This is a genomic window from Halostagnicola larsenii XH-48, assembly GCF_000517625.1.
In the GTDB taxonomy this organism is placed as follows: Archaea; Halobacteriota; Halobacteria; order Halobacteriales; family Natrialbaceae; genus Halostagnicola; species Halostagnicola larsenii.
In genome coordinates this window covers 1,992,116-2,008,351 of record NZ_CP007055.1, presented here as the reverse complement: position 1 = coordinate 2,008,351, position 16,236 = coordinate 1,992,116, and the positions used below count along the sequence as shown (strand labels likewise).

Sequence of the window (16,236 nt, the reverse complement as noted above, 5' to 3'; positions counted from 1 at the left end):
ACTCTCTATATGTCGATCCACTCGGCTTCCGGCGCGTTGTCCTTGATGAACTGCTTTCGCGGCTCGACTGCGTCGCCCATCAGCACCGAGAACATCTTGTCCGCCGCCGCGGCGTCCTCGACGGTGATCTGCTTGAGGATGCGGTTGTCGGGATTCATCGTCGTCTCCCAGAGCTGTTCGGGGTTCATCTCGCCGAGGCCCTTGAATCGCTGGACCTGCGTCGGGTTGCCGTCGCACTTTTCGGCAACGATTTCGTCGCGTTCGGCGTCGGTCATCGCGTCGTAGGTCTCGCCGCGATACCGAATCCGGTACAGCGGGGGCTGGGTGGCGTAGACGTACCCGCCCTCGAGCAACGGACGCATGTGGCGGTAGATAAACGTCAACAGGAGCGTTCGAATGTGGGCCCCGTCGACGTCTGCGTCCGTCGCCATGATGATCTTCTTGTATCGAATATCCTCGACGTCGAACTCGTCGCCGATTCCGGCCCCGATCGCGGTGATCAGGTTTCGGATCTCGTCGTTCTCGAGGATCCGGTCGAGTCGGTGTTTCTCGACGTTCAGGATCTTCCCTTTGATCGGAAGAACGGCCTGAAACTCGGGATTTCGAGCCTGTTTTGCGCTGCCGCCCGCGGAGTCACCCTCCGCGATGAACAGTTCTGCCTCCTCGGGGTCTTTGGTCTGACAGTCCGCGAGTTTCCCCGGTAGCGAGGTCGAATCGAGCGCTGACTTTCGCCGGGTGAGTTCTTCGGCCTTCTGGGCCGCCATTCGAGCCTTTGCCGCCTCGACCGCTTTCATAACGACCGCCTGGGCGGTGTCGGGGTTCTCTTCGAAGTAGATCCCAAGCCCCTCGTGCATGGCGCTCTCGACGATGCCCCGGACTTCGCTGTTGCCGAGTTTCGTCTTGGTCTGGCCCTCGAACTGCGGATCGGGATGTTTGACCGAGATAACCGCGGTTAGCCCCTCGCGGATATCCTCGCCTTTGAGGTTTTCCTCGAGATCCGAGAGGAGGTCGTTCTCCTTGGCGTAGTCGTTTACCGTCCGGGTCAGGGCGGTCTTGAATCCGGTGAGGTGGGTCCCGCCTTCGCGCGTGTTGATGTTGTTCGCGAACGCGTGGATCGATCCCTGGAGCTCCTGGGTCGCTTGCATCGCGACCTCGACCTGGATGTTCTCGTCTTCGTCCTCGAAGTAGATGATCTCCTCGTGCATCGACGAGCGGGTCTCGTTCAAGTACTCGACGAACTCGCGGATGCCGCCTTCGTACTCGTAGGTCTCGGCCACGAACTCGCCGTCGTCGTTTCGCTCGCGTTCGTCGCGGAGAGTGATGCGAACGCCGGAGTTGAGGAAGGCGAGTTCACGAAGCCGGTTCGAGAGCGTCGAGAACGCGAACTGGTCGGTTTCGAAGATCTCGTCGTCGGGCCAGAACGTGATCTCGGTACCCGTATCCTCGTCGGCTTCGAGGTCGCGAACGCGTTCCATATCCCCCTGGGGTTCGCCGCGTTCGAACGCGTGGCGAAAGACGCCGCCGTCGCGCTTGACTTCGACCTCGAACCGACTCGAGAGGGCGTTCACCACGGAGACGCCGACGCCGTGGAGTCCGCCCGACACCTGGTAGGACTTGTTGTCGAACTTACCGCCGGCGTGGAGGACGGTGAGGATCACCTCGAGCGCCGGACGGTCGTACTCTTCGTGGGTGTCGACGGGAATCCCACGGCCATCGTCGGTAACGGTAACGGAACCGTCGTCGTGGATCGAGACGGTGATATCGTCACAGTGGCCTGCCAGTGCCTCGTCGATCGAGTTGTCCACCACTTCGTAGACGAGATGGTGAAGTCCCCGAGAATCGGTAGAACCGATGTACATCGCCGGGCGCTTTCGGACGGCCTCCAGGCCTTCTAGGACCTGAATCTGGCCGGCGCCGTACTCGCTTTCCTGAGACATGAAAACCTGTTTTCGGATAGTGGGTGGGAGGTTAAAAAGGTCACGTACGCGCGCGAGCGCGGATAGAAAATATGAGCGTAGTGATGGCTACTGGATATGTGAAGGCGTCTGTTGTGTCCGTCGAAATTTCAGGTCCGTTCCTAGCGGTGTTCACGTCCGCCGGAGGTGTTCGCAGTCCCCCGCGGATACCATTTGTCTGCCGTCGGCCGTTTCGACGAGTAGCGCTCCGGTGTCGCTGATATCGACGGCCGTGCCGACGACCGCTCCGCCGGCGCTATCGACTCGCACGTGTTTTCCGATCGTCAGCGCGAGTTCCCGCCACGCCTCGACGACCGACTCGAGGGCGTTTCGCTGGGCGTCGAACTCCTCTATCAGCCGCTGGACGAAGACGCGACGGTCGACGTCGCCCGCTTCCTCGCGAACGCTGGTCGCTTCGGGGGGCAGTTCGGCCGCATCGATGTTCGCGTTGACGCCGACTCCGACGACGAGCCAGTCGACGCGGTCGGTTTCACCCTCCATCTCCGTCAGGATTCCCGAGAGCTTTCGATACGGTCGGTCGGTCTCCTCATCCTCGAGCGGGACGACGACGTCGTTGGGCCACTTGATCCGCGCATCGACGCCGGCTTCGCGGGCGGCTCGAGCCGTCGCAACCGCCGCTGCCAGGGTGTAAAGCGGCGCTTTCGTCGGAGGCACGTCCGGTCGACAGACGAGACTCACCCAGACGCCACCGCTGGGTGCGCTCCACGCGCGCTCGAGTCGGCCTCGTCCCCCCGTTTGTTCGTCCGCGAGGACGGCGATGTCGGAAGCGCCGTCAGTTGCAAGGTCTCGCGCGCGGTCGTTCGTGCTCCCAATCGAATCGTGATACTCCACGGAAAACGGTGCCTCGAGCCCGTATTCGACGGCTAACGCGTTGTACTCGGTCGACCCGCCGAGCACGTAGCCGTCGGATCCGCCCTCGATTTCGAACCCGGCCTCGCGCAGTTCGTCGACGTGCTTCCAGACCGCCGCTCGAGAGATTCCGAGCGAGTCGGCGAGAGCAGGGCCGCCGACCGGTCCCGCCGAGAGGGCCTCGAGAATCGAGCGTTTCGTCTCGTTCATGTTCTCGAAAGTGGGGTACGCACACTTCAACTAGCCGGAAAGCTGGCTCGAACCGGTCCACTCGTTGCCCGTCTGTTGTGTCGTAGAAAAGTCCGTACGAGTTCTTCGACCCGTTTTTCGCGCGGTGCGTTATTCCGAGTCTCGGCGTCGTACGTAGCTTCCGGGGGCTTTTACGGCCACGAGTCCGACGCGCCATCCCCTATCGGCTGTGGGCTCGGCTCGAACGGCGCTGCGGGTCGCCGGATCCAAACGTCCGTTCACGCGTCGTGTGCCTTCGCCGGGAGCCTTCAGCGATGGCCGTTCGGGCTGTGGTTTGTTTCGCCGGAAGCAGGGCGTTCGCCCCACGTAAGATACCCGCCGGCGATCGCTTAATTCTTTCTCTCTGACGTGACGGTGGGGTCGAACGGTTCGATCAACGCAACTCGATGAACGTTTTTCACCCATCTGTCGAGATCGCGGTCCCTACGGCACACTTTAGCGGATCCGCTCGCTGGCGGGTTTAACAGCTATATAATAATCCCCATTCTCTGTCTTCGACGTCGTATGCCAGGAATCACCGTCGCCGACGATCAGTTCGACCGCGAGGCAGTCGACGACGCGCTTCGATCCGTCTGTTTTACCGATCGGTACGACAGCCACTACGTGATCGATGGCGACGACGGGGTCGTCGCCTATTCGGGGTACGACGAGTACCCGATCGAAGTCTTCGAACTCGAGGAGTACACGATCGTTCTCGAGGGGCACCTCTATGGCACCGAAACCGTCGAGGAAGCGGTGACGGAGGCGGCCACGCTCGTCGCCGAGGAACGTAACGACGAACTCTCGGAGTGGGTCGGCGAACGGGATGGGGACTTTCTGCTTTTGGTTGTCGATCAGGACGACGGCACGACGTGGGCGGTAAACGACGCGTTCGGACGGCTGCCGACCTATCGAGCGACTATCGGGGAGACAACGATACTCACCCGCGAACTCAAGGTCGTTCGCGAACTGGCCCAGCAGGCGGGCGACGGACTCGAGCCCGATTCGTTGGCGCTCGGTCAGATGCTGCTGTTCGGCTATCCGCTGGGGACGCGAACGCTGTTCGAAGATGTCGAGCAACTCCCGCCAGGGTCGGTCCTCGAACTCGAGTCGAACACCGTCGACTCGACTCACGAGTTCCAGTTCGATGCCCACGCGAACGAGCACCGATCCGTCGAAGAAAACGCCCGGCGGCTTCGTGATCGATTCGTCGAGGCCTGTCAGAACCGGGCGAGCGTCACCGGCGAGACGGTCGTCTCGTTAAGCGGCGGCCTGGATTCGCGAGCGGTCATCGCCGGCTACACCCACGCCGAGGGTGACCTGTTGGCGGCGACGTCGGCGCGGCCGAACGGCAGTAACGCCGCCGAAGTCGATGTCGCGAGACAGGTCGCGAACGCACTCGACGTTCCGTGGCAATCCTACGTTGCGGACAGAACCGACCGCCACCGGGAACTCCTTCTTGAGATGAGCCAGGGGATGAACAACCTCGGGATGTCACTCGGCCTCAATTTCGCCGAGCAGGTCGCTACGGACCATCCGAACGCCACCTTCGTTACCGGCGACGGCGGCGACAAGGCCATCCCGGATCTTACCCCGTCGAAAGACGTCGACTCGATGGACGAACTCGTCGAACTGGTCATCGACGGACAACAGGTCTTCTCGCTCGAGGAGGTCGCCGACATCGTCGACGTCGAGCTAGCGCGGCTTGTTAGCTCGGTCAAGAATCGGTTGCTTTCCTACCCCGAATCGACGCTCGAAGGACGGTACGTCCACTTCCTCGTCCGAGAGCGCGGCATCAACTGGCTCAACCACGGCGAGGACCGCACGCGGTACTACACGTGGTCGACGACGCCGTTTTACGCGCTCGCCTTCTTCGCGGAGGCGATGGCGTGCCCGCCGGCCCAAAAGGACGGAACGAAGCTCTATCAGGAGTTTCTGGCCCAGCTCTCGCCGGCGACCCTCGAGATCGACTACGTCGATTTCGGGGCGCCGATCGATTCGCTCACCTATCGCGTCAAGCGCTTTGGCTACGAGTGGCTCTCCGAACATCCCGGCCTCAAAGACCGCGTCTTCGGACTTCTCGGACAGGGAGAAGGGGGTGCCGACAGCCCGCCGATGGCCCTCGCGGAGGCGACGAGCGATCCGTCCGACTTTCAAGAGCACTTCTCGAGTGAGGCGGTCCAGCGGGTGACGTGGTCGAGCGGACAGTACACCGCCACGCAGCAGTATTTCCTGTTGACGCTCATCGCTGCGGTCCAGCAATCTGATGACTCGAGTCGCCCGAACTCTGAGTCGGCTGACGGCAAAACGGACCGATTGTCGGTCTCACAGTAGTTCCGACGGACTCGAGCGCGTCTTACCTACGAGACGTACTTATCGACAGCCGATACCACAGGACATTCGTGGCCGTAAGAACAACAGGCCCACGGATACTGGTGCTATAGATGGCAAGTGGGAGTGAAGAGGAGATAACCGTTCTTCATGTCGACGACGATTCGAGTTTGGCCAGCTTGATCGCCATCTACCTCGAGCGTGAGGACAACAGATTTTCCGTCGAAACCGCAACCGCTGCGGACGATGGTCTGGAATTGCTCGCCGAGTACGATGTCGACTGTATCGTCTCCGATTACGAAATGACTGGACGGAACGGCATCGAATTCCTCAAAGCCGTTCGAGAGCGATACCCTGATCTTCCGTTTATTCTCTACACTGGGAAAGGCTCTGAGGAAGTGGCCAGCGAGGCGATTTCTGCAGGTGTAACAGAGTATCTTCAGAAAGAGTCTGGGACCAGTCAGTACACGGTACTCGCAAATCGAATCGGCAATGTCGTCAGGCAGTCACGGTCACAACGCGATCTCGAAGAAACCAAGCAGAAATTGTTCCAACTTGCCGATAAGTCCGATGATATCCTGTTCATGTTCAACAGCGATTGGAGCGAACTCCTGTTCGTCAATTCGGCGTACGAAGATATTTGGGGCGGTTCTATTTCGGACGTCACAGCCGACCCCGGGGCATTTTTAGCGTACATTCACCCCGAAGACCGCGAGAGTACAATCCGCTCCATGGAAACGGTCGCAAACGGTGAACCGGATGCAATCGAGTATCGAATACTCCGTTCAAACGGCGAACTGCGGTGGGTTCGAAGCGAGGGAAAACCGATTTTCGAGGACGGGTCTGTAAGCCGTATCGTGGGGTACGTCCGAGACATTACCGAACAGAAAGAACGCGAAGAGCAGTTGCGAAGTCTCCACTCCCGATTCGAACGATTCGGCAAACACGTACAGGATGCGCTCTTTTTCGTCTCCACAGATTACTCGGAGACACTGTATGCAAATCCCGCTGTCGAGCAAATCTACGGGATCACACTCGAGGAAGCATACGAGGACCCCCAATCGTGGATGCGACATCTTCATCCCGACGACCGGAGCAAGATGGTCGCAGAAATAGAAACTCAGCAAGAACGGACCGCCGACTGGCCGGTAGAACAAGAGTTCCGTATCCAGCATCCGGAACAGGGGATCCAGTGGGTCCAGTCGCGACTCGAACTGGTCACTGATGACGAGGGGGTTCCCGTCGAAATCGCTGGTGTCGCCACTAATATCACCGAAAGCAAGGAACGCGAGCAGAAACTCAAGCGCGAACGTGACAGGTTCGACGAGTTTGCCAGCGTCGTCTCTCACGACCTTCGAAATCCACTAAATTTGGCCAACGGGTATCTGGCACTCGCTCGAACAGAGCATGATTGTGAGTTCCTCCAGCCGGTTGCGGACGCACACGAGCGCATGGAGCGTCTCATCGATGACGTGCTGTGGCTTACACAGCAGGGACGGGGTATCGGTGAAACCGAACCTGTCTCCTTTTGGGACGCCGTCGAGGATGCCTGGACTATCGTCGACGGTGACGCAGCGACAGGAAGCGACTTAGTTTGCATCGATGACAGCGAGTCGTTGACTATGGAGGCAGACTATAACCGCCTCTGTCAATTGCTCGAGAACTTATTTGGAAACGCAATCGAACATGGGGGGCCGAACATCACAGTCAAGGTCGAACCGATTGAGGATGGCTTTGCTATTGAGGATACCGGCCCCGGAATCCCACCTGCGGACTTCGATCAGATTTTTGAGGTCGGGTACTCTTCAGGACCTAACGGTACTGGTCTCGGTCTGTCGATCGTCAAGCAGGTAGTCAAGGCTCACGGGTGGAGTATTCGCCCAATTGCGGAAACTGAAGGCGGAGCACGGTTCGAGATTACCGATATTATGTCCCTCGAATAACCTCCGATCCCCTTTTCACAGCGGAGCCGCGCTTCCCAATGCGACCGCTATTCGTCCTGGGTCTCGGATTGGTACACGTCTCCGACTCGAGACATCCGTGGAAAGCATCCCCGGGCGTTTTCCAGCGTCGTTACTCACTGCGTTCGTAACTCCTTGAAAAATGCCCGGGGAGGGCTCCGAACCCTCGATCTCCGCATGTCCCAGGTTCGAGGCTCGGCAGAGTCCTCAAGGGACACGGAGGCTTCCAAGGCGAAACCGCACCGAATCTCTGAACCCTATGAGTGCGGCGCTATGTCCAGCTAAGCCACCCGGGCTCGTTCTCCCGTAGTGCGGTCTCTTTCTTTAACCTTCTCATTCGGTCCAGGCATGCGCTCCCCCCACGAGGTCACCGCATCCTACCCACGGATTTATCACAGGTCATTGCGAACACCGGGCATATGAGCGTTCCCGGCATCGTACAGTCCACTCTCGATGGTGAAGAGATCGTCACGCGCGTGTCTCTCGGCGGCGACGACGAGCTCTTTATCACCCCCACGGATTCGATCATTTATCGTGCAGACGGTTTGTTGAGCGACGAATCGGTCGAGGAGTTTCCACACGACGCCGACCGTCTGACGATCTCAGAAGGACGACGAAAAACGCGGTTCACGCTCGAGTACGCCCTCGACGGCACTCGAGACTTCACTATTCCGTCGGGGTCGACGGATACCGTGCTTACGCCGCTCGTCGCCGGCGTGTTGAACGGCAATGGAATTTCGGACCCCGACGAGGCGGTTATCCAGACCTATCGGTTCAGCGAACTCACGCTGATCGTCACCAGCGACCGACTCGTCAAACACATCGGCGAAGCGGTCTGGGACGAGGACTTCGAACAGTATCACTTCGACGACGTCACCAACCTGTCGTTTGAGGACGGCAGCGTCGCGACGCAGATCGTTCTCGAAGTAGACGGGCGTCCGAAACGAATCAAGGCCCCGAACGACGAGGCGGCGGATCTCCGGGAACGCCTCGAGCGGGCGTTGTTCGCCTATCACGGCGTCGACACGCTGGCACAACTCAATAACGCAGTTGGCCGCGAACAAGAGCCAGAGCCGAGCGAGGACCCTGTAACGGCCTTTGGCGAGGGCGTCGATCCCCTCGATGCGAACCCGCCGACGCCAGAGGAGTTAGACCGGCAGTCGACCGAACAGCAAGCCACCGAGTCGAACGAAAACGCCGCCTCGAGCGTCGATTCCAACATGGAGCCCGACCAGGACGCAGCTTCCGAGGCGGTCGTCGACCAAGAAAGCGAACCACGACAGGTCGATCCGCTTGCAGCACATTCCTCGCAGGACGAGTCTTCGAAACGCTCTAGCACGGAGTCCACGGACGAATCGGCGGTCCCCGAAACGACCGAACCCGATGTCACAGCGGACGGCCAAACGGAGGGCTCGATCGAGGATATCGACGACGGGTCCCCATCACCATCGTTCGGAGAGAGCGGGTTCACGGCCGCGACGGCGGGTACCGATCCGGAACTGCTCGAGCGACTCGACGACCTCGAGGAGACGGTCGAAAAGCAGACGGTGCTGCTCGAAGAGCAACAACGGACCATCGAACAGCTCATCACGGAGCTCCGACAGGGACGATAGCGGCTACCGATCCGGGGCTTGCGCTTCGATCACTTACTCGCGTCCAGTTACTTTTCGGATACACGAGGAGCCGAAGGGACCGATTTCTCCGGCCTCGAGATTGATGAAGTGGCCCGTCGAGAGACCGGAACCACAGCGTTTGCACTCGAAGTCGCCGTCTTTCGTAATCACGTCTTCGTCGAAACTGACGTACTGTCGACTTCGCGGGCGGATAATCCCGTCTTCGCGTTCGATGATTCCGCGCAGTTCCGCCTCGTCGAGTATCGTCCGAGTTACGGTTGGATCGGCGGTTACGATCTCGAGGCGATCAACGGCGTCGGCGAGCGGCAGGGACTCGTGTTCGAGTCGCTCGAGTAACGCCAGCCCACGTTCGACGCGGTCGTCCATCGATGAGTGGTGACCTTCGGAGGCGAATAAACGTTGTGTCCCGCACCCTCCCGGAGTCACAAAACCTTCGGTACTCGAGTTCGAACGTGAGCCGATGCCACGGGTCTCGCGGCGGGCGATCGGAGGCGTACTCCTCGTGGGCGCGATAGTTACGGCGGGAGCGGTGATCTCACCTGACGGGGTGAGCGCGTTTCTCGAGTCGATCGTCGACGATCCGGTTCGATTCTCCCTCGTCGTCGCGGCGTTGTATCTGGTCCGTCCACTGGTCGCCTGGCCGACGACGCCGCTTTCGTTCGTGGTCGGATACGGCTTCGGTGTGATACCCGGGATCCCGATCGCACTCGCCGGCGTGGTAGTCACCGTAACGCCCGTTTTCGTCGCGGTCCGGTGGGCCGTCTCCGATACCGCGAACCGGTCGTGGGAGGCACTGCCGTTCGGCGAGACCATTGATCGGGCCGGTACCGCTATCGGTCGGTACTATCGAACGGCAGGTCCGACCCGCGGAGTGATCGCCTCGAGACTCGCGCCGATTCCATCGGATGTCGCGACCTGTGCTGCCGCCGGGAGCCGCGTTTCCTATCCCCAGTTCGTCGTTGGCACGGTGCTCGGTGAACTCCCCTGGACGATCGCAGCGGTCGTAGTCGGATCGTCGGCCGCGACCGTCAGTACGCGTGGGCTCGGACACCTGGGAATGGTCGTTACCGCCGGCTGTCTCATCGCGGTTGCAGTCTTGCTTGCCGGGCCTGCCGCTCGCGTGTTCCGGTCTGAATCCCCGGACCAGCGGTGATTCGACGACAGGTATCTCCCCGTCAGACCAGCTGCCGGTACGAACGCATATCGACGGTCGTCGAAACACTAAACGACAATACCATGTATCACGACCCATAGTATCGAAGTATGACCGCAGTCGGTATCGACGCCGTCGAAATCTGGACCGGAAACCTCAAACTCGATCTGCCTGGTGTATTCGCCCCCGAGAAGGGCGAAGACCCCGAAAAATACACCAAAGGGCTCGGATTGAACGCCAGTTCGTTCCCCGATAGCTACGAAGATATCGTCACGATGGGGGCAAACGCTGCCCATCGATTGATGGAACGAAAAGGCCTCGAGCCCGACGATATCGGTCGGATCGACGTCGCGACCGAGAGCGCGTTCGACAACTCCAAGCCGGTCTCGACGTACATCGCCGGTTGTCTCGAGTCGGTCTTCGAGGGCGACTTCCACCACGCGAACAAAGGCGAGCGGAAGTTCGCCTGCATCGCCGGCACCCAGAGTTTGGACGACGCGTACAACTGGATCCGCGCGGGTCGAAATCGCGGCCGCGGCGCGCTCGTAATCGCGACCGATACGGCGCTGTACGCTCGAGACGACCCCGGCGAAGCGACTCAGGGGGCGGGTGCGATCGCGCTGTATATTACCGAAGACCCGGATCTGGTCACGCTCTCGACCGAACAGGGGTACGGGTCGGCCGACGAGACCGACTTTCTCAAGCCCAACCAACAGTTCCCAAGCGTCGACGGCAAACGCTCGGTACAGGTGTACCTCGCCCGCATGCGCGAAGCGTTGGTCGATTACCAGAGCGTCGCAGGGGAACTTCATCTCGACGACGTTCGATTCGTGCCGTTCCACACGCCGTTCCCCGGAATGGTCCGAAAGGCTGCAATGTTGGCCTACCGCCACATCATTCGCGATACGGCCGTCGAAGACGAACTTGCCGATGAGATCGGTCGGCAACCGCGTCAGGAAGCGTTCGAAACCGACGACGAATTCCGCGACGCGCTTCGGGAATACATGGACGGCCTCAAAGAGACCGATCGCTACCAGGAGTGGTACGCCGAAACGATCGATCCGACGCTAACGATCGCTCGAGAGGTCGGCAACTGGTATACGGGATCGGTGCACGTCGCCCGGATCAGCGCGCTCAAATACGCCGTAGAGCAGGGAGAAGACCTCGCCGGACAGACGCTTGCGGTCGGCTCCTACGGGAGCGGTGCACAGGCCGAAATCCACACGGAAATCGTCCAGGACGGCTGGGCTGCGGAGATCGAGGCGCTCAACGTCGACGAACAACTCGCGGACCGATACGAATTGACGTGGGACGATTACGAGGAGATCCACGACGCACACAACCACGATATGGACGTCGATATCGAGCCGATGACCGCTCCGGACGGCGAGTTCGTCTTCGGCGGTTGGGGACGGATGGGCGAACGGGAGTACGAGTACGTCGAGTAATTTCGGGCGTCAATACCGGCTCGGATCGACTGTCGATACCGGCTCGAGCAGGCGTTGTACACCGCCAGTTTTCCCGATCGATTTTGCGGCCAGTTTCGAACAGGTGTGTTCATAACCCCTTGCCCGATACTAGCTGCTAACGTGTCTCGGATTGGCTCTGCAGGCGGTCGCGGAATTGGAACACCGTTTTTGTACGTCCGAGACCTCCCTCACTCATGAATGGATTACACGCCACGGGGAGTCCGTACGCTCCCCACACGGACGAGACCCTCACGGCGATGCTCGAGGCGGTCGGTGCCGACACCGTCGAAGACCTCTTCGACATCCCAGAGGCGGTACAGTACGACGGTGAGTTCGGCATCGACGCTCGAACTGAACGAGAAACGCGTCAGTTAGTTCGAACGATACTCCAGCGCAACGCGGACCTCACGGAACTGCTCGGACGGGGGCAGTACGGCTACTACGTTCCGTCGGTCGTCGATCACCTGTCGAATCGCTCGGAGTTTTTGACCTCCTACACCCAGTATCAGCCCGAGGTTTCACAGGGGTTCTTGCAGGCGTTGTTTGAGTACCAGTCGCTGCTCGTCGAACTCACCGGACTGTCGATCGCGAACTGCTCGATGTACGACGCCGCGAGCGCGCTCGGTGAAGCGGCGACGCTCGCGAAACGGGTTCGGACGACCTCGGGCCACCGCGTGCTCATCCCCGAACTCCTAAGCGAGGGCCGACGGAGCACCCTCGAGAACTACGTCGAAGGCACCGATCTCACCGTCGAGACGTACGCGACCGCCGACGGAAATGTCGATCTCGAGGCGCTCGAAGAGGCGGTCGACGAGACGGCCATCATGATCTACGCGGAAAACCCAACGATTCGGGGAACGATCGAAGAGCACCTCGCGGAAATCGGCGCGGTCGCCGCCGACGCCGACGCGCTGTTCGTCCTCGGCACCGATCCGATCGCGCTCTCGCTGCTCCAGAAACCGGCCGATGTGGGTGCGGACGTCGTCGTCGGCGATGCGAGCGTGCTCGGTCTGCCCGCGAGCTACGGGATGGGTCTCGGGCTGTTCGCGACCCGTGAGTCGTACCTCCGGCAGGTTCCGGGCCGACTCGTCGGTGCGAGCGAAGACGCGACGGACAGACGGGCATTTACGCTCACGCTCCAGACGCGAGAACAGCACATCCGTCGCGAGCGTGCGACCAGTAACATCTGTACGAATCAGGCGTGGGTCGCACTTCGGACGGCGATCCACGCGGCCGCACTCGGCCCCGACGGGATGATCGAACTCGCAAAACGAGGTGTTACCCGAGCCGAATCGCTCGCCGCCGACGTCGACGCGCTCGTCGGCGTCAAAGCGCCCGTCCACGACCGGCGGCACTTCCGCGAGTTCGTTGCCCACGTCGATCAACCGGCGAAAGCGATCGCCGACGACCTCGAGCGCCAGGGCTTTGCAGTACACGTCGTCGGCGAACACGAACTGCAGTTCTGCGTCGCAGGTGTCACGGACGACGAACTCGATGCGTTCGTCGAGACCCTCGAGGAGGTGCTTTGATGAGCGACGATAACGCTCGGGAAGCGCCCGGAACCGTCGATCCGAGCGGCCGCTCGCGATACGATCAGGCCCGGTACGTTCGAAACGGCCAGTACGAACCGTTGCTCGTCGAGAAGGACAGGACCCGCGTCGAGATCGACGAGTCGCCGCTTCCCGAGGACCTGACCAGAGACGACCTCGAGTTACCCGACCCGTCCGAACCGGAACTCGTTCGTCACTACACGCGGCTCTCCCAGATGGTCTACGGCATCGACAGCGGCCCCTACCCGCTGGGGTCGTGTACGATGAAGTACAACCCGAAGTTCACGGAGGACGTCGCGTCCCTGCCGAGCGCGCTCGTCCATCCGGACCGCTCGGAAGAGTCGATTCAGGGAACCCTCGAGGTGCTCGCCAGACTGCAGGAATACCTCGAGGTCATCGGCGGCATGGACGCCGTTACCCTCCAACCTCCCGCGGGTGCCGCCGGCGAGTTCGTCGGCATCCGCGTCGCCGCGGCCTACCACGAGCACACCGACGAGGGCCAGCGCGACGAAGTGATCATCCCCGAGAGCGCTCACGGGACGAACTTCGCGACCGCCGCACTCGGCGGCTACGACGTGGTCTCCCTGCCGAGCGACGAGGGCGGACGGGTCGATCTCGAGGCGCTCGAGGCCGCATTGTCGGAGAACACGGCGGCGCTCATGTTGACCAACCCGAACACGCTCGGGCTGTTCGAACGCGATATCGAGACCATCGCCGAGATGGTCCACGACGCCGGCGGCTTGCTCTACTACGACGGCGCGAACTTGAACGCGCTTTTGGGCCGCGCTCGCCCTGGCGATATGGGTTTCGACGTGATGCACTACAACGTCCACAAGACGTTCGCAACCCCCCACGGCGGCGGCGGGCCTGGTGCCGGGCCGGTCGGCGTCGTCTCCGAACTCGCCCCCTTCCTCCCCGAACCTCGAGTTCGCAACGCAGACGGCGGCTACGAACTGTTTGCCCCCGAACACTCGATCGGTCACGTCCACGGCTACCAGGGCAACTGGCTCGTGCTCGTGAAAGCGTTCGCCTACATCGCCAGGGTAGGAGACGACGGACTCACAGACTCGAGTGCGAAGGCAGTCCTCAACGCGAATTATCTCGCGAGCCAGATCGAGTACGACGTTCCCTACGGCCCGTTCCACCACGAGTTCGTCGCCAGCGCCGGCGAGCAGGACGCCGCCGATGTCGCAAAGCGCATGCTCGACTACGGCGTTCACCCGCCGACGACCAAGTGGCCCGAAATCGTCCCGGAGGCGCTCATGACCGAACCCACCGAAATCGAGAGCAAGGAAACGCTCGACCAGCTCGCCGCCGCGTTCAACGCCGTGGCCGAGGAAGGAGCCGAGATTCTCGAGTCCGCGCCCGAACGAACGACCGCGCGTCGAATCGACCAGACGAGTGCAGCCCGGAATCCGCGGCTATCCTGGCACGCGCTCGAAGAAGAGTAGGCCTCTTTGTCTCCGGAGCCGTCGCTCCCTCGCTGCGGACGTTACAGACGGTTTCGACAGTGAGCTTGGTTCTGACTGGTCAGATACGTGAATCGGCCGAGACCGGTGACTACTGGAGTACAGAATCCACGTAGAACGTACTTCAAAAAACGTAGTATGACCGGACCGACTGCTTATTCGCCGCCGCCGAACATCTGGCGCATCATCGGGTGCATCTCCATCATCTGCTCTTCGGCGATTTCCTCGTATAGCTTGTAGGTGATAGAGACCGCAAGCAGGAGACCGGTCCCGTCGACCCCACCGATGGTGCCGAGCATGTTCGCCCAGACGGCGAGCAACCCGACGAGCGCACCACCAATGACGGTCACTTGCGGAATGTACCGCTCCATGACCTTCTCGATGACGCCGACGTTCTGTCGGAATCCGGGAATCTGCATTCCCGAGTTCTGGATCTGTTGGGCCGTTGCGTCCGGGCCCATGTCGGTCGTCTCGACCCAGAAGATCGCGAAGATCGCACCGCCGATGACCATAAACGCGAGGTCGATACTGACCCGAATCATGACCATCCACCAGGCCTGATCGACCCCCGCGGTCCACCACATCCAGTCCTGTGGCGAGTAGATCGGCGAGGTGTAGTAGAAGAACCCGGAGACGGGTTCGCCACCACTACCGTAGACGCCGAGTACGCTCGGCATTCCGACCTGCGTTTCGATGATCTGTCCGATGAACTGCAGGTTCGCCTGCAGCGCACGAACAAGGATCATTGGCAGGACGCTCGCGTAGATAAGCTTCACCGGGAAGCGACCGCGAGCACCCTTCACTCGAGCGTGGCTCAGCGGAATCTCGACGCGCACCGACTCGGCGTAGACGACGATCCCAAAGATCAGGAGCGTCGTAAACAGGGCAATGAGGTCTCCCTGACCGAGTAATATCGTGTTCAGTCCGTCGCTACTGAAGACCGAACCGACGGCGATGTCGCCGGTGATGATGCGATACCAGTCGAAGAAGAACCCGCCCGCTGCGGGCTGGACGAATCCGGTGACCAGCCGCTGGCTGACGCCAGCGATGATGAAGAGACCGATACCGCTTCCGATCCCCCATTTGCTGACGACCTCGTCCATGTAGAGGATGAGTATCCCGCCGACGAAAATCTGCGCGAACATCAGCAGTTTGATTTCCGTCGATGAGAACGCAAAGCCGCCAAGCTGAAGCGACTGCTGGGCTGGGAGGATGCCGCCGGCAAACACCATCGGGAGCGCCGTCAGCGCGGTCATCGCGATGACGAGCACCTTCTGCAGTCCCTGATAGAGGACCTGATCCCGCGGGTCGTCCGTATCCAGGCCGAGCAGATTTGCACCGCCGAGCAACTGCATGACGATGCTAGCCGTGACGATTGGGCCAATACCGACCTGTAGCAACGAGCCCTGCGACCCGGCGATGACCGAACGGAACTGACCGTAGATGTCCTGTCCGCTCGCAGCGCCGAGCAAGTCGATGTTTGTCAAGAAAAAATACAACACGAGGATGCCTGCCGTCCACGCGAGCTTTCGCTTGAAGGGAACGTGTCCCTCCGGGCGGCGTACTGTCGGCATCCGCGTCAAAACCGGTTCGGCGGCTTCCTTCCATCCCATATG

General features: G+C 60.9%; 11 protein-coding genes and 1 tRNA gene. 7 read left to right on the top strand and 5 right to left on the bottom strand.

What is annotated here, in order from left to right:
* Positions 1-5 precede the first annotated feature (5 nt).
* Positions 6-1,937: a DNA topoisomerase (ATP-hydrolyzing) subunit B gene (gene gyrB, locus HALLA_RS10210; RefSeq protein ID WP_049953256.1), complete on the bottom strand. Its 1,932-nt coding sequence runs from the start codon at positions 1,935-1,937 to the stop codon at positions 6-8.
* Between the two features lie 150 nt (positions 1,938-2,087).
* On the bottom strand, positions 2,088-3,035 hold the full coding sequence (locus HALLA_RS10205; protein ID WP_049953255.1) for a biotin--[acetyl-CoA-carboxylase] ligase: 948 nt from the start codon (positions 3,033-3,035) through the stop codon (positions 2,088-2,090).
* Positions 3,036-3,578: 543 nt separating this feature from the next.
* Between HALLA_RS10205 and HALLA_RS10200 the strand changes: the two genes are divergently transcribed.
* Positions 3,579-5,387: an asparagine synthase-related protein gene (locus HALLA_RS10200; protein ID WP_049953254.1), complete on the top strand. Its 1,809-nt coding sequence runs from the start codon at positions 3,579-3,581 to the stop codon at positions 5,385-5,387.
* A gap of 110 nt (positions 5,388-5,497) precedes the next feature.
* Positions 5,498-7,327 (top strand): hybrid sensor histidine kinase/response regulator, encoded by a 1,830-nt coding sequence (locus tag HALLA_RS10195; RefSeq protein ID WP_049953253.1) that lies wholly within the window; start codon positions 5,498-5,500, stop codon positions 7,325-7,327.
* A gap of 161 nt (positions 7,328-7,488) precedes the next feature.
* Here HALLA_RS10195 and HALLA_RS10190 read toward each other — a convergent pair.
* Positions 7,489-7,641: transfer RNA gene (locus tag HALLA_RS10190), tRNA-Met, on the bottom strand.
* Positions 7,642-7,764: 123 nt separating this feature from the next.
* Between HALLA_RS10190 and HALLA_RS10185 the strand changes: the two genes are divergently transcribed.
* Positions 7,765-8,958 carry a DUF7115 domain-containing protein gene (locus HALLA_RS10185; RefSeq protein WP_049953252.1) on the top strand — a complete coding sequence of 398 codons (1,194 nt, stop codon included), beginning with the start codon at positions 7,765-7,767 and terminating at the stop codon, positions 8,956-8,958.
* A 33-nt stretch (positions 8,959-8,991) separates the two neighbouring features.
* Here HALLA_RS10185 and HALLA_RS10180 read toward each other — a convergent pair whose 3' ends face one another.
* The gene (locus HALLA_RS10180; protein WP_049953251.1) at positions 8,992-9,345 is read right to left on the bottom strand and encodes a DUF5830 family protein; all 354 of its coding nucleotides are present in this window, start codon (positions 9,343-9,345) and stop codon (positions 8,992-8,994) included.
* Between the two features lie 94 nt (positions 9,346-9,439).
* On the opposite strand from HALLA_RS10180, the gene HALLA_RS10175 reads away from it, so the two are divergent.
* From HALLA_RS10175 to gcvPB, 4 genes are all read left to right on the top strand, one after another.
* Positions 9,440-10,132 carry a TVP38/TMEM64 family protein gene (locus tag HALLA_RS10175; RefSeq protein ID WP_049953250.1) on the top strand — a complete coding sequence of 231 codons (693 nt, stop codon included), beginning with the start codon at positions 9,440-9,442 and terminating at the stop codon, positions 10,130-10,132.
* A 110-nt stretch (positions 10,133-10,242) separates the two neighbouring features.
* Positions 10,243-11,580: a hydroxymethylglutaryl-CoA synthase gene (hmgB, locus tag HALLA_RS10170; protein ID WP_049953249.1), complete on the top strand. Its 1,338-nt coding sequence runs from the start codon at positions 10,243-10,245 to the stop codon at positions 11,578-11,580.
* A 215-nt stretch (positions 11,581-11,795) separates the two neighbouring features.
* Positions 11,796-13,130, top strand: a complete 1,335-nt coding sequence (gene gcvPA, locus HALLA_RS10165) for an aminomethyl-transferring glycine dehydrogenase subunit GcvPA (RefSeq protein ID WP_049953248.1) — start codon at positions 11,796-11,798, stop codon at positions 13,128-13,130.
* Positions 13,130-14,602 carry an aminomethyl-transferring glycine dehydrogenase subunit GcvPB gene (gene gcvPB / locus HALLA_RS10160; protein ID WP_049953247.1) on the top strand — a complete coding sequence of 491 codons (1,473 nt, stop codon included), beginning with the start codon at positions 13,130-13,132 and terminating at the stop codon, positions 14,600-14,602. Before gcvPA ends, gcvPB begins: the two co-directional genes overlap by 1 nt.
* A gap of 173 nt (positions 14,603-14,775) precedes the next feature.
* Here the strand turns inward: gcvPB and secY are convergent, their stop codons facing one another.
* Positions 14,776-16,233, bottom strand: a complete 1,458-nt coding sequence (secY, locus tag HALLA_RS10155) for a preprotein translocase subunit SecY (RefSeq protein WP_049953246.1) — start codon at positions 16,231-16,233, stop codon at positions 14,776-14,778.
* Between the last annotated feature and the right edge of the window lie 3 nt (positions 16,234-16,236).